This is a genomic window from Pseudomonas donghuensis (genome assembly GCF_000696345.2).
GTDB classification, from domain to species: Bacteria; Pseudomonadota; Gammaproteobacteria; order Pseudomonadales; family Pseudomonadaceae; genus Aquipseudomonas; species Aquipseudomonas donghuensis.
In genome coordinates this window covers 558,233-571,545 of record NZ_CP071706.1, presented here as the reverse complement: position 1 = coordinate 571,545, position 13,313 = coordinate 558,233, and the positions used below count along the sequence as shown (strand labels likewise).

The window sequence follows — 13,313 nt, the reverse complement described above, 5'->3', positions numbered from 1 at the left end:
TGACCTGGGCACCTGCTCTGCCGGTTTTTCCCGGGTTTTGCAGCTGCTGGATACCTGATGACGCTTCCTGCTGACATCCCTGCCGACTTCTCTCCACCCCGCGTACGCCCGGTGGATCGCCTGGGTTTTACCTTGTTCCTGGCGGCGCTGCTGCACCTGGTGCTGATCCTCGGCGTCGGTTTCACCTTCGCCAAGCCCGAAGAAATCCGCCGGACCATGGAAATCACCCTGGCCACCTTCAAGAGCGAGAAAGCACCGCAGAAGGCTGACTACCTGGCCCAGGACAACCAGCAAGGCAGCGGCACCCTGGACAAGAAAGCGCTGCCGAAAACCACCGAAGTGGCGCCCTTCCAGGACAGCAAGATCAATAAGGTCACACCGCCTCCAGCCGCCAAGCCCGAAGTGCAGCCGCAACCGACGCCGCCCAAAGCCGTGGTCGCGACCAAGGCACCGAAGCCGGAAAAAGTCGAAACCCGGCCCAAGGAAGCCAAGCCGCAGCCCAAACCCAAGGCCGCGACCCCGGATTTCGACAGCTCGCAGCTGTCCAGCCAGATCGCCAGCCTCGAAGCCGAGCTCTCCAACGAGCAACAGCTGTACGCCAAGCGTCCGCGCATTCATCGCCTCAACGCCGCCTCGACCATGCGCGACAAGGGCGCCTGGTACAAGGATGAGTGGCGCAAGAAGGTCGAGCGCATCGGCAACCTCAACTATCCCGACGAAGCCCGGCGCCAGCAGATCTACGGCAGCCTGCGGCTGATGGTGTCGATCAACCGCGACGGCTCGCTGTATGAGGTGCTGGTGCTCGAGTCCTCCGGCCAGCCCCTGCTCGACCAGGCTGCCCAGCGCATCGTACGCCTGGCCGCTCCGTTCGCGCCGTTCACCGGCGACCTGGCCGATATCGACCGGCTGGAGATCATCCGTACCTGGCGTTTCGCCCGCGGCGACCGCCTGCAAAGCAACTGATCTAAGGCTCCGCCTGATGGCAAAACAATAGCCATTTTGCGATGATGCGCGCCCGTATATCCCCCTCAAGAAAGGATTCTTTTGATGTCGCGCATCAATTTTGCCCGCAAAACCGCTGCCCTCGCCCTGGCCCTGGCCGCCTGCGCCCTGCCTGCTGCCGCCTTCGCCGACGCCGCCGAGCTGTCGCAGAAGCTGTACAACGAAGTTGGCGAGTACAAGTACGACGAAACCCCGGCGCGCCTGGCCAAGATCCAGGCCCTGCTCGACCAGGGTGCCGACCCGAAAGGCCAGCCGATGTTCCTGGCAGCCTCCTACAAGATCGTCGCGCCGTTCGAGCTGTTCCTGCCAAAGATCGGTGACGTCAACACGCCAATCCAGGAAAACGGCGAAACCCTACTGCTATTCGTCCTCAACCAGGCCGAACAGTCGAAGGCCTCCGAGGCTGACCTGCGCATGGTCAAGGGCCTGATCAAGGCTGGCGCCAACGTCAATGTATTAGCCCAGGGCGATTCCGCCACGCCGCTGAACACCGCAGCACGCAAGGGCTCACCCGAACTGATCAAGCTGCTGCTGGATTCCGGCGCCGATGCCAAGGCCGTCCGGCCGAACGGCTTTACCCCACTGACCGGACCGGGTGCTTCAAACCTGGAGGTGATCAAGCTGCTGGTCGCTGCCGGCGCCAATCCGTACCAGGTCACCCTGACCGGCTCGACGCCGCTGCACCATGTTTGCGAACGCGCTTTTGAGATGAACGGCCAGCCCGACCCGCAAGCCGCCCAGCGCATCGCCCTGCTGCTGAAAAAAGGCAGCTCGATCGATGCCTACCACGAGCAGCACGGCACCTTCCCGGTCGGTACGCCGCTGGAAGAAGCCGCCCGCTCGGACAACCCGGACTGCGTCGCCGCACTGATCAAGGCCGGCTCCAGCCTGAAGGCCCCGGCGTTCCCGGAGAGCTACCTGGCCAAGTACCCGCAGGCCAAGCAGCAGACCGTCCAGGAGTACGTGCTGTCGGCCGCTGAAGAGTCGCCAACCCTGTATACCGAAGAAGTGGTCAAGCTGTTCAAGTAACCCCGCAGTAAAGCTGACAAGGTGACGCCAGCACCTTGTCAGCGTGGCCGCTCACCGCCACACTATCAACCATGAAGAACCTCAGCCCGGATTACCTCAAGCACCAGTTCCTGATCGCCATGCCACACATGGCCGACCCGAACTTCGCGCAGACCTTGACCTACATTGTCGAGCACAACGCCAATGGGGCGATGGGGCTGGTGGTCAATCGACCGCAGGACCTCAACCTGGCCGACATCCTCGAACAACTGCGCCCGGAGGTCGATCCGCCGGCCAGTTGCACCCACGTCCCGATCTACATGGGCGGCCCGGTACAAACCGACCGCGGCTTCGTCCTGCATAGCAGCGAGCGCACCTTCCAGGCCACCGTCGAGCTCGACGGCCTGTCACTGACCACCTCCCAGGACGTGCTGTTCGCCATCGCTGACGGCCTTGGCCCCAAGCGGAGCCTGATCGCCCTCGGCTATGCCGGCTGGGAAGCCGGGCAACTGGAAGCGGAGCTGGCCGACAACGCCTGGCTGAACTGCCCGTTCGACCCCGAGATCATCTTCGGCATGGCCTGCGAGCAGCGCCTTGCAGCGGCCGCAGCACGCCTGGGGATCAACCTCAGCCTGTTGACCAGCCAGGCGGGGCACGCCTGATGGCCGAAGTACGCTTGCTGCTGGGCTTTGACTACGGCAGCCGCCAGATCGGCGTCGCGGTCGGCCAGGTCATCACCGGCCAGGCCCGCGAGCTGTGCACCCTCAAGGCGCAGAACGGCACACCGGACTGGGCCCAGGTGGAAAAACTGATCAAGGAATGGAAACCCGACGCCCTGGTGGTCGGCCTGCCATTGAACATGGACGGCACCCCCAGCGAGATGAGCGAGCGCGCGGAAAAATTCGCCCGCCGCCTCAATGGCCGCTTCAACCTGCCGGTGCACACCCACGACGAGCGCCTGACCACCTTCGAGGCCAAGGGCGAACGCATGGCCCGTGGCGGCCAGCGTGGCAGCTATCGCGACAACCCGGTGGACGCCATTGCCGCCGCCTTGCTGCTGCAGGGCTGGCTGGAGGCCAATACCGGGGCCTGAGACCCGATCATCGCATTCAAGCCGGGCCAGCGTACCGCTCCCCGGCCCCTTGAGGAGCAAGCATGAGCCTACCCAATCCCGCCGAACTGATCCGGCAGATGGCCGTTGACCTTCGCGCCCATCTGGCCCGGCGCGCCATTGCCGAGCCGCGCTTCATCGGCATCCGCACTGGTGGTGTCTGGGTCGCCCAGGCACTGCTTGAAGAACTGGGCAGCGATGCCGCCCTGGGCACACTTGACGTTTCCTTCTACCGCGACGACTTCAGCCAGAACGGCCTGCACCCGCAGGTGCGCCCGTCCGACCTGCCGTTCGAGATCGAAGGCCAGCACCTGGTGCTGATCGACGACGTGCTGATGAGCGGACGCACCATCCGCGCCGCCCTCAACGAACTGTTCGACTATGGCCGCCCGGCCAGCGTGACCCTGGTCTGCCTGCTCGACCTGGATGCCGGTGAATTGCCGATCCGGCCGAATGTGGTCGGCGCCACCCTGTCGCTGGCCGCCCATGAACGGGTAAAATTGACCGGACCCGCACCGCTCGCCCTCGAGCGCCAGGACCTCGCCTCCGCATCCGCCCTTTAAGAGTCCCCCGCGATGACGCCAATCGACGCCAAGCGCCCGCTGCAGCTCAATGATCAGGGCCAGCTGCGCCACTTTCTCTCGCTCGACGGTTTGCCCCGTGAACTGCTGACCGAAATCCTCGACACCGCCGACTCGTTCCTCGAAGTCGGCGCCCGGGCCGTGAAGAAGGTCCCGCTGCTACGCGGCAAGACCGTCTGCAACGTGTTCTTCGAGAACTCCACCCGCACCCGTACCACCTTCGAACTGGCCGCCCAGCGGCTGTCGGCGGACGTCATCACCCTGAACGTGTCGACCTCCTCGACCAGCAAGGGCGAAACCCTGTTCGACACCCTGCGCAACCTCGAAGCCATGGCGGCCGACATGTTCGTCGTGCGCCATGCCGACTCGGGCGCCGCGCACTTCATCGCCGAGCATGTATGCCCGGAGGTGGCGATCATCAACGGCGGCGACGGCCGCCACGCCCACCCGACCCAGGGCATGCTCGACATGCTCACCATTCGTCGGCACAAGGGCGGCTTCGAGAACCTCTCGGTGGCCATCGTCGGCGACATCCTGCACTCGCGGGTCGCGCGCTCGAACATGCTCGCACTGAAAACCCTGGGCTGCCCGGATATCCGCGTGATCGGCCCGAAAACCCTGCTGCCGATCGGTATCGAGCAGTATGGCGTCAAGGTCTACACCGACCTCGAGCAAGGCCTCAAGGACGTCGACGTGGTGATCATGCTGCGCCTGCAGCGTGAGCGCATGGCCGGCGGCCTGCTGCCCAGCGAAGGCGAATTCTACCGCCTGTTCGGCCTGACCACCGCACGCCTGGCCGGAGCCAAACCGGATGCCATCGTCATGCACCCGGGCCCGATCAACCGCGGCGTGGAGATCGAATCGGCCGTGGCCGACGGCGCTCACTCGGTGATTCTCAACCAGGTCACCTACGGCATCGCGGTGCGCATGGCGGTGCTGTCCATGGCCATGAGCGGGCAGACCGCACAACGTCAATTCGAGCAGGAGAACGCCCAGTGACCCTCAGTATCCTCGGCGCCCGGGTCATCGACCCCCTGAGTGGCCTGGACCAGACCACCGACCTGCACATCGATGCCGGCAAGATCATCGCCATCGGCGCCGCCCCGGCAGGCTTCAAGCCCGCGCGCAGCATCGACGCCCAGGGCCTGGTAGCCGCACCCGGCCTGGTCGACCTCAATGTCGCCCTGCGCGAGCCCGGTTACAGCCGCAAAGGCAGCATCGCCAGCGAAACCCGCGCCGCCGCTGCCGGCGGCGTCACCAGCCTGTGCTGCCCACCGCAGACCAAGCCTGTGCTGGATACCTCGGCAGTGGCCGAACTGATCCTCGACCGCGCCCGCGAAGCCGGGCACAGCAAGGTCTATCCGATCGGCGCCCTGAGCAAAGGCCTGGAAGGCGAGCAGCTTGCAGAGCTGATTGCCCTGCGCGACGCCGGTTGCGTGGCCTTCGGCAACGGCCTCAATGCCTTTGCCAACAACCGCACCCTGGCCCGTGCCCTGGAATACGCCGCGACCTTCGACCTGACGGTGATCTTCCACTCCCAGGACCGCGACCTGGCCCAGGGCGGCCTGGCCCACGAAGGCGCCATGGCCAGCTTCCTCGGCTTGCCGGGCATCCCGGAAACCGCCGAAACCGTGGCCCTGGCGCGTAACCTGCTGCTGGTCGAACAAACCGGCGTGCGCGCCCACTTCAGCCAGCTGACCAGCGCCCGCGGTGCGCGGCTGATCGCCCAGGCCCAGGCACTGGGCCTGCCGGTCACCGCCGACGTTGCCCTGTACCAGTTGATCCTCACCGACGAAGCGCTGCGCGACTTCTCAAGCCTCTACCACGTGCAACCGCCGCTGCGCACCCGTGCCGACCGCGACGGCCTGCGCGAGGCAGTGAAGTCCGGGGTGATCCAGGCGATCTCCAGCCATCACCAGCCCCATGAGCGTGATGCCAAGCTGGCGCCGTTCGGGGCGACCGAACCGGGCATCAGCAGCGTCGAACTGTTGTTGCCGCTGGCCATGACCCTGGTGGAGGACGGCCTGCTCGACCTGCCAACTTTGTTGCAGCGTTTGTCTGCGGGCCCTGCCGCGGCGCTGCGCCTGCCAGCGGGCGAGCTGAAGGTTGGCAGTGCGGCCGACCTGGTGCTGTTCGATGCCAAGGCCTCGACCGTCGCTGGCGAGCAGTGGCGCTCCAAGGGCGACAACTGCCCGTTCATCGGCCACTGCCTGCCGGGAGCGGTGCGTTATACCTTGGTCGATGGGCATATCAGTCACGAGACCTGAAGGTCAGCCACAAGCTGCAAGCCTTGAGCTACAAGCGGACCAGGCCAGTCGCCGGTCCGCTTTTTCTTGCCGCTTCAAGCTTGCAGCTTATCGCTCACACACATGTGTGTAGTTGAAATCCTTCCCACCACCCCCATATGAGTCTGCATCAGGCATTTTCGCCCCGCTGCGTGGAGACTCTCCCTTGACCACCATCGTTTCAGTTCGCCGCCACGGCAAAGTCGTCATGGGCGGCGACGGCCAGGTTTCCCTCGGCAACACCGTGATGAAAGGCAACGCCAAGAAAGTCCGCCGCCTGTACCACGGCCAGGTCATCGCCGGTTTCGCCGGTGCCACCGCCGACGCTTTCACCCTGTTCGAACGCTTCGAAGGGCAACTGGAAAAACACCAGGGCCATCTGGTCCGTGCCGCCGTGGAGCTGGCCAAGGAATGGCGTACCGACCGCTCCCTGAGCCGCCTGGAAGCCATGCTGGCCGTGGCCAACAAGGACGCCTCCTTGATCATTACCGGCAACGGTGACGTGGTCGAGCCCGAAGACGGCTTGATTGCCATGGGCTCCGGTGGCGCCTACGCCCAGGCCGCCGCCCGCGCCCTGCTGCAGAAGACCGACCTCTCGGCCCGCGAAATCGCCGAGACCGCGCTGAACATCGCCGGTGACATCTGTGTGTTCACCAACCATCACCTGACCATCGAGGAGCAGGACCTGGCCGAGTAATTCAGCTGTTCTGGCGCCCGGCCCCGGTGGCCGGGCTTTTCCACGCTGACTTATCGAGCCCAAGGACCATCATTACCATGTCCATGACCCCCCGCGAGATCGTCCACGAACTCAACCGCCACATCATCGGCCAGGACGACGCCAAGCGCGCCGTCGCCATCGCCTTGCGCAACCGCTGGCGGCGCATGCAGCTGCCAGCCGAGCTGCGCGTTGAGGTGACGCCGAAGAACATCCTGATGATCGGCCCGACCGGCGTCGGCAAGACCGAAATCGCCCGGCGCCTGGCCAAACTGGCCAATGCACCGTTCATCAAGGTCGAAGCGACCAAGTTCACCGAAGTCGGCTATGTCGGTCGTGACGTCGAGTCGATCATCCGCGACCTGGCCGATGCCGCAATCAAGATGCTCCGCGAGCAGGAAATCATCCGTGTCGGCCACCGCGCCGAAGACGCCGCCGAAGAGCGCATCCTCGATGCCCTGCTGCCGCCTGCGCGCACTGGCTTCAATGAAGACCAGGTGACCAGCCAGGACTCCAACACCCGTCAGCTGTTCCGCAAGCGCCTGCGTGAAGGCCAGCTGGACGACAAGGAAATCGAGATCGAAGTGGCCGAGGCCATGGGCGTCGACATTTCCGCGCCACCGGGCATGGAAGAGATGACCAACCAGCTGCAGAACCTGTTCGCCAACATGGGCAAGGGCAAGCGCAAGAGCCGCAAACTCAAGGTCAAGGAAGCGCTCAAGCTGGTGCGCGACGAAGAAGCCGGGCGCCTGGTCAACGAAGACGAGCTCAAGGCCAAGGCCCTGGAAGCGGTTGAGCAGCACGGCATCGTGTTCATCGACGAAATCGACAAGGTCGCCAAGCGCGGCAACGTCGGCGGCGCCGATGTCTCGCGCGAAGGTGTCCAGCGCGACCTGCTGCCGCTGATCGAAGGCTGCACGGTGAACACCAAGCTGGGCATGGTCAAGACCGACCATATCTTGTTCATCGCCTCCGGTGCCTTCCACCTGAGCAAGCCAAGCGACCTGGTGCCCGAGCTGCAAGGCCGTCTGCCGATCCGCGTCGAGCTCAAGGCCCTGAGCCCGGAAGACTTCGAGCGCATCCTCAGCGAACCGCACGCCTCGCTCACCGAGCAGTACCGTGAGCTGCTGAAAACCGAAGGCCTGAACATCGAGTTCGCCGCCGACGGCATCAAGCGCCTGGCCGAGATCGCCTGGCAGGTCAACGAGAAGACCGAGAACATCGGTGCCCGTCGCCTGCACACCCTGCTCGAGCGCCTGCTCGAAGAGGTGTCGTTCAGCGCCGGCGACCTGGCCAGCGCCCACAGCGAAGCGCCGATCCACATCGACGCCGACTACGTCAACAGTCACCTGGGCGAATTGGCGCAGAACGAAGACCTGTCACGCTACATCCTGTAGCGCAGCGGCAAGCTTCAAGTTGCAAGCTGCAAGCTGGACACCGGTGTCTTGCAGCTTGTAGCTTGCAGCTTGTAGCCCAAGAGCCCTTATCCATGACCAGACTCCCCAGCAGCATCAACCTGCACAAAGCTTCCAAGACCCTCTCCCTGACCTACGGGCCAGGCGAGGTGTACCACCTGCCCGCCGAATTCCTGCGCGTGCACTCCCCCTCCGCCGAGGTCCAGGGCCACGGCAATCCGATCCTGCAGTACGGCAAGCTCGGCGTCGGCCTAAGCGGGCTGGAACCTGCCGGCCAGTACGCACTGAAACTGACCTTCGACGACGGCCATGACAGCGGCCTGTTCACCTGGGAATACCTCGAGCAGCTGTGCCTGCGCCAGGAGGCCCTCTGGGCCGACTATCTCGATGAGCTGGCAAAGGCCGGAAAATCCCGCGACCCCAACGAGTCGATCGTCAAGCTGATGCTCTAGCTCGCGCCCTCCAGGGTTTAGAGCGCATTTTCTAATTCTATTTGCTTGAATGCCTGCACTACGGCCAATGAGTGGCCGTCTTGCGCTATACCAAAAAGTCGGGTAACCAATGGATCTGGCAAGTTCCCTGCATCGGATTTAATGCAGGGTCGGGCTGGTATGTAGAGGTCGCGAGCGAAAGCAGGCAGTCTTCTCACGCAGAAAAAACCCGCAGGGCTCATCGTCGTTTGCATCCGGCCGCAGGACCGCAGTTCGTTATCACTGGTCACCCGAGCAGCAGTACCGGGCGTTCGTCTGTGTAACGCGCACAGTCAACCGGTACTCGTCTCAGGACAACGGAGCGTCGTAGATGAGTAACAAGAATAACGATGACCTGCAGCGCCAAGCCTCGGAAAACACCCTGGGTCTGAACCCGGTGATCGGCTTGCGCCGCAAGGATTTGCTGACTTCTGCTCGAATGGTACTGCGTCAGGCCATTCGCCAACCGCTGCACAGTGCCAAGCATGTCGCGCATTTCGGCATGGAACTCAAGGATGTGATCTTCGGCAAGTCGAGCTTGCAGCCGGAGAACGACGACCGTCGATTTCACGACCCGGCCTGGAGCCAGAACCCGCTGTATCGCCGCTACCTGCAGACTTACCTGGCCTGGCGCAAGGAACTGCACGATTGGATCGGTAGCAGCAATCTTTCCGACCAGGACATCAGCCGCGGCCACTTCGTCATCAACCTGATGACCGAGGCCATGGCGCCGACCAACACGGCGGCCAACCCGGCGGCGGTCAAGCGCTTCTTCGAAACCGGCGGTAAGAGCCTGCTCGACGGCTTGTCGAACCTGGCCAAGGACTTGGTCAACAATGGCGGCATGCCCAGCCAGGTGAACATGGACGCCTTCGAGGTCGGCAAGAATCTGGGCACCAGCGAAGGCGCGGTGGTGTTTCGCAACGACGTGCTGGAGCTGATCCAGTACCGGCCGATCACCGAACAGGTGCTGGAAAAGCCGCTGTTGGTGGTGCCGCCGCAGATCAACAAGTTCTACGTCTTCGACCTCAGCCCGGAAAAGAGCCTGGCGCGTTTCTGCCTGCGCTCCAACGTGCAGACCTTCATCGTCAGTTGGCGCAACCCGACCAAGTCCCAGCGCGAATGGGGCCTGTCGACCTACATCGATGCGCTCAAGGAGGCGGTCGACGTGGTCCTGGCGATCACCGGCAGCAAGGACCTGAACATGCTCGGCGCCTGCTCCGGCGGCATCACCTGCACTGCGCTGGTGGGCCACTACGCGGCGCTGGGCGAGAAAAAGGTCAACGCCCTGACCCTGCTGGTCAGCGTGCTCGACACCACCCTCGACACCCAGGTGGCGCTGTTCGTCGACGAACAGACCCTCGAAGCCGCCAAGCGCCACTCCTACCAGGCCGGCGTGCTCGAAGGCCGCGACATGGCCAAGGTGTTCGCCTGGATGCGGCCCAACGACCTGATCTGGAACTACTGGGTCAACAACTACTTGCTGGGCAACGAGCCACCGGTGTTCGACATCCTGTTCTGGAACAACGACACCACGCGCCTGCCGGCCGCCTTCCACGGCGACCTGATCGAAATGTTCAAAAACAATCCACTGCTGCGCCCCGATGCACTGGAAGTGTGCGGCACACCGATCGACCTCAAGCAGGTGACCACCGACATCTTCAGCGTCGCCGGTACCGCCGATCACATCACCCCGTGGCAATCGTGCTACAAATCGGCCCAGCTGTTCGGTGGCAAGGTCGAGTTCCTGCTGTCCAACAGTGGGCACATCCAGAGCATCCTCAACCCGCCGGGCAACCCCAAGGCGCGTTACATGACCAACAGTGAAATGCCCGCCAGCGCCCTCGACTGGCAAGAGAACTCGACCAAGCACACCGACTCCTGGTGGCTGTACTGGCAGACCTGGCTGGCCGAGCGTTCGGGCAAGCTGAAGAAAGCGCCGGCCAACCTTGGCAACAAGGCTTATGTGGCCGGTGCCGCAGCGCCAGGGACCTACGTTCACGAGCGTTGATAGCGAACACCGCCGCAGCTCGAAAAGGCTGCGGCGTTTATCCACCACAGGGCTTCGCGCATGCCGCAACCGTATATTTTCAGGACCGTCGATCTGGATGGACAAACCATCCGCACCGCCGTCCGACCCGGCAAGCCGCACTTGACGCCCTTGCTGATCTTCAATGGTATCGGCGCCAACCTGGAGCTGGTATTCCCCTTCATCCAGGCCCTGGACCCGGATCTGGAGGTGATTGCCTTCGATGTGCCGGGCGTCGGTGGCTCATCGACCCCGCGCCACCCGTACCGCTTTCCCGGGCTGGCCAAGCTCACCACCCGCATGCTCGACTACCTCGACTATGGCCAGGTCAATGTCATTGGCGTGTCCTGGGGCGGTGCCCTGGCCCAGCAGTTCGCCCATGACTATCCCGAGCGCTGCAAGAAACTGGTGCTGGCCGCCACCGCCGCCGGTGCGGTGATGGTCCCGGGCAAGCCCAAGGTGCTGTGGTTGATGGCCAGCCCCAGGCGCTACGTGCAACCGTCCCATGTCATCCGCATCGCGCCACAGATCTACGGCGGCGGTTTTCGCCGCGACCCTGACCTGGCCTTGTCGCACGCGGCCAAGGTGCGCTCCGGGGGCAAGCTTGGTTACTACTGGCAGCTGTTTGCCGGGCTCGGCTGGACCAGCATTCACTGGCTGCACAAGATCCAGCAGCCGACCCTGGTGCTGGCTGGCGACGACGATCCGCTAATTCCCTTGATCAACATGCGTCTGTTGGCCTGGCGAATTCCCAATGCCCAGCTACACATAATCGACGACGGTCATTTGTTCCTGATCACCCGGGCCGAGACCGTCGCCCCGATCATCATGAAGTTCCTCCAGCAAGAGCGCCAACGCGCCGTCATGCACCCTCGGCCCGCTCCCAGCAGCTGAGAAGCCTGCCACACCCGAGCCCTTGGCAGGACGCCAGGCAACCCGGGTGCGCGGCGTGAGGTTGGTGTCGCTCTTGCATTGATGTGTTTGTTGATGGCCTGACGACGGAGTGTTGCCTGATGAAAGACAAACCCGCGAAGGGATCGCTACCGGTCCCCGCCACCTATATGAACGTGCAGAGTGCGATCAGCGGCCTGCGCGGTCGTGACCTGCTCTCGACCTTGCGCAGTGTCAGCCGCCATGGCCTGCGCCATCCGCTGCACACCGCCAAGCACATGCTCGCCCTGGGCAATCAACTGGGCAAAGTGCTGCTCGGCGAAACCCCCTATCAACCCAACCCCCGCGACAACCGCTTCAAGGACCCGGCCTGGAGCCAGAACCCGCTCTACAGCCGCGGCCTGCAGGCGTACCTGGCGTGGCAGAAGCAGACCCGCCTGTGGATCGATGAAAGCCAGCTGGAACCGGACGACCGCGCCCGCGCGCACTTCCTGTTCACCTTGTTCAACGATGCCGTGTCGCCCAGCAACTCGCTGCTCAACCCCCTGGCGGTCAAGGAACTGTTCAACTCCGGCGGCCTGAGCCTGGTGCGTGGCATCAACCACCTGCTCGATGACCTGCGCCACAACGACGGCCTGCCGCGCCAGGTCAACCCACAAGCCTTTGAAGTCGGCCGCAACCTGGCCACCACGCCGGGCGCGGTGGTGTTTCGCAACGAGCTGCTGGAGCTGATCCAGTACAAGCCGATGAGCGAAAAACAGTATGCCAAGCCGCTGTTGGTGGTACCGCCGCAGATCAACAAGTTCTACATCTTCGACCTGAGCCCGGCCAACAGCTTCGTTCAGTACATGCTCAAGAACGGCTTGCAGACCTTCATGATCAGCTGGCGCAACCCCGACCCGCGTCATCGCGAGTGGGGCCTGTCGAGCTACGTCGAAGCGCTGGAAGAAGCCATGAACGTGTGCAGGGCGATCACCGGCAGCCGCGAGATCAACCTCATGGGCGCCTGCGCCGGCGGCCTGACCATGGCCGCGCTGCAAGGCCACTTGCAGGCCAAGCGCCAGTTGCGCCGGGTCAACAGCGCCACCTACCTGGTCAGCCTGCTCGACAGCCAGATCGACAGCCCGGCCAGCCTGTTCGCCGATGAACAAACCCTGGAAGCGGCCAAGCGCCGCTCCTACCAGCAAGGGGTGCTCGATGGCCGCGAAATCGCCCGGGTGTTTGCCTGGATGCGCCCCAACGACCTGATCTGGAACTACTGGGTCAACAACTACCTGCTGGGCAAGGCGCCACCGGCGTTCGACATTCTCTACTGGAACAACGACAACACCCGCCTGCCGGCCGCGCTGCATGGCGACCTGCTGGACTTCTTCAAGCACAACCCGCTGGCCCATGCCGCGGGCCTTGAGGTGTGCGGCACGCCGATCGACCTGCAGAAGGTCAACGTCGACAGTTTCAGCGTCGCCGGCAACAACGACCACATCACCCCCTGGGATGCGGTGTATCGCTCGGCATTGCTGCTCGGTGGCGACAAGCGCTTCATCCTCGCCAACAGCGGCCATGTACAGAGCATCATCAACCCACCGGGCAACCCCAAGGCGCATTACGTCGACAACTCGCGCCTGAGCAGTGACCCGCGGGCCTGGCTCTACGATGGCAAGCAGATCGACGGCAGTTGGTGGCCGCAGTGGCTGGAATGGATTCAAGCGCGCTCCGGCGCCCAACGCGAAACCCTGATGGCCCTTGGCAACCAGCACTACCCTCCCATGGACCCCGCGCCCGGCAGCTACGTCCAGGCGCGCTGAA

The 13,313-nt window shown here is 63.9% G+C and carries 13 protein-coding genes; all 13 read left to right on the top strand.

Annotated elements, in window-relative coordinates; genetic code table 11:
- Positions 1-57 precede the first annotated feature (57 nt).
- The 13 genes from BV82_RS02635 (at position 58) to phaC (BV82_RS02575) (ending at position 13,312) form a co-directional block, all read left to right on the top strand.
- A complete protein-coding gene (locus BV82_RS02635; RefSeq protein WP_010221496.1) occupies positions 58-963 on the top strand; it encodes an energy transducer TonB in 906 nt (301 codons plus the stop codon).
- An 84-nt stretch (positions 964-1,047) separates the two neighbouring features.
- Entirely contained in the window at positions 1,048-2,031 is a 984-nt protein-coding gene (locus tag BV82_RS02630) for an ankyrin repeat domain-containing protein (RefSeq protein WP_051636762.1), read from the top strand.
- 71 nt (positions 2,032-2,102) lie between these two features.
- Positions 2,103-2,672, top strand: a complete 570-nt coding sequence (locus BV82_RS02625) for a YqgE/AlgH family protein (RefSeq protein ID WP_010221494.1) — start codon at positions 2,103-2,105, stop codon at positions 2,670-2,672.
- Positions 2,672-3,103 carry a Holliday junction resolvase RuvX gene (gene ruvX / locus BV82_RS02620; protein WP_010221493.1) on the top strand — a complete coding sequence of 144 codons (432 nt, stop codon included), beginning with the start codon at positions 2,672-2,674 and terminating at the stop codon, positions 3,101-3,103. The genes BV82_RS02625 and ruvX overlap by 1 nt, the downstream gene beginning before the upstream one ends.
- Positions 3,104-3,165: 62 nt before the next feature.
- Entirely contained in the window at positions 3,166-3,684 is a 519-nt protein-coding gene (gene pyrR, locus BV82_RS02615; RefSeq protein ID WP_010221492.1) for a bifunctional pyr operon transcriptional regulator/uracil phosphoribosyltransferase PyrR, read from the top strand.
- Positions 3,685-3,696: 12 nt separating this feature from the next.
- Positions 3,697-4,701, top strand: a complete 1,005-nt coding sequence (locus BV82_RS02610; RefSeq protein ID WP_010221491.1) for an aspartate carbamoyltransferase catalytic subunit — start codon at positions 3,697-3,699, stop codon at positions 4,699-4,701.
- Positions 4,698-5,969, top strand: a complete 1,272-nt coding sequence (locus BV82_RS02605) for a dihydroorotase (RefSeq protein ID WP_036995449.1) — start codon at positions 4,698-4,700, stop codon at positions 5,967-5,969. The genes BV82_RS02610 and BV82_RS02605 overlap by 4 nt, the downstream gene beginning before the upstream one ends.
- 184 nt (positions 5,970-6,153) lie before the next feature.
- Positions 6,154-6,684 (top strand): ATP-dependent protease subunit HslV, encoded by a 531-nt coding sequence (gene hslV, locus BV82_RS02600; protein WP_010221489.1) that lies wholly within the window; start codon positions 6,154-6,156, stop codon positions 6,682-6,684.
- Between the two features lie 77 nt (positions 6,685-6,761).
- On the top strand, positions 6,762-8,099 hold the full coding sequence (hslU, locus tag BV82_RS02595; RefSeq protein WP_010221488.1) for an ATP-dependent protease ATPase subunit HslU: 1,338 nt from the start codon (positions 6,762-6,764) through the stop codon (positions 8,097-8,099).
- A gap of 92 nt (positions 8,100-8,191) precedes the next feature.
- A complete protein-coding gene (locus tag BV82_RS02590; protein ID WP_010221487.1) occupies positions 8,192-8,569 on the top strand; it encodes a gamma-butyrobetaine hydroxylase family protein in 378 nt (125 codons plus the stop codon).
- Positions 8,570-8,918: 349 nt separating this feature from the next.
- Positions 8,919-10,598, top strand: coding sequence for a class II poly(R)-hydroxyalkanoic acid synthase (gene phaC / locus BV82_RS02585; RefSeq protein ID WP_036995448.1), 1,680 nt, complete (start codon positions 8,919-8,921; stop codon positions 10,596-10,598).
- 60 nt (positions 10,599-10,658) lie between these two features.
- The gene (phaZ, locus tag BV82_RS02580) at positions 10,659-11,510 is read left to right on the top strand and encodes a poly(3-hydroxyalkanoate) depolymerase (protein ID WP_010221485.1); all 852 of its coding nucleotides are present in this window, start codon (positions 10,659-10,661) and stop codon (positions 11,508-11,510) included.
- Positions 11,511-11,629: 119 nt separating this feature from the next.
- Positions 11,630-13,312 (top strand): class II poly(R)-hydroxyalkanoic acid synthase, encoded by a 1,683-nt coding sequence (phaC, locus tag BV82_RS02575; RefSeq protein ID WP_036995447.1) that lies wholly within the window; start codon positions 11,630-11,632, stop codon positions 13,310-13,312.
- The last annotated feature ends 1 nt before the right edge of the window (position 13,313 follow it).

Excerpts from the sequence above, each read along its gene's own strand:
- BV82_RS02635 (WP_010221496.1), top strand. The coding sequence starts at position 58 with ATGACGCTTCCTGCTGACATCCCTGCCGACTTCTCTCCACCCCGCGTA.
- BV82_RS02630 (WP_051636762.1), top strand. The coding sequence starts at position 1,048 with ATGTCGCGCATCAATTTTGCCCGCAAAACCGCTGCCCTCGCCCTGGCC.
- BV82_RS02625 (WP_010221494.1), top strand. The coding sequence starts at position 2,103 with ATGAAGAACCTCAGCCCGGATTACCTCAAGCACCAGTTCCTGATCGCC.
- ruvX (WP_010221493.1), top strand. The coding sequence starts at position 2,672 with ATGGCCGAAGTACGCTTGCTGCTGGGCTTTGACTACGGCAGCCGCCAG.
- pyrR (WP_010221492.1), top strand. The coding sequence starts at position 3,166 with ATGAGCCTACCCAATCCCGCCGAACTGATCCGGCAGATGGCCGTTGAC.
- BV82_RS02610 (WP_010221491.1), top strand. The coding sequence starts at position 3,697 with ATGACGCCAATCGACGCCAAGCGCCCGCTGCAGCTCAATGATCAGGGC.
- hslU (WP_010221488.1), top strand. The coding sequence starts at position 6,762 with ATGTCCATGACCCCCCGCGAGATCGTCCACGAACTCAACCGCCACATC.
- BV82_RS02590 (WP_010221487.1), top strand. The coding sequence starts at position 8,192 with ATGACCAGACTCCCCAGCAGCATCAACCTGCACAAAGCTTCCAAGACC.
- phaC (WP_036995448.1), top strand. The coding sequence starts at position 8,919 with ATGAGTAACAAGAATAACGATGACCTGCAGCGCCAAGCCTCGGAAAAC.
- phaZ (WP_010221485.1), top strand. The coding sequence starts at position 10,659 with ATGCCGCAACCGTATATTTTCAGGACCGTCGATCTGGATGGACAAACC.
- phaC (WP_036995447.1), top strand. The coding sequence starts at position 11,630 with ATGAAAGACAAACCCGCGAAGGGATCGCTACCGGTCCCCGCCACCTAT.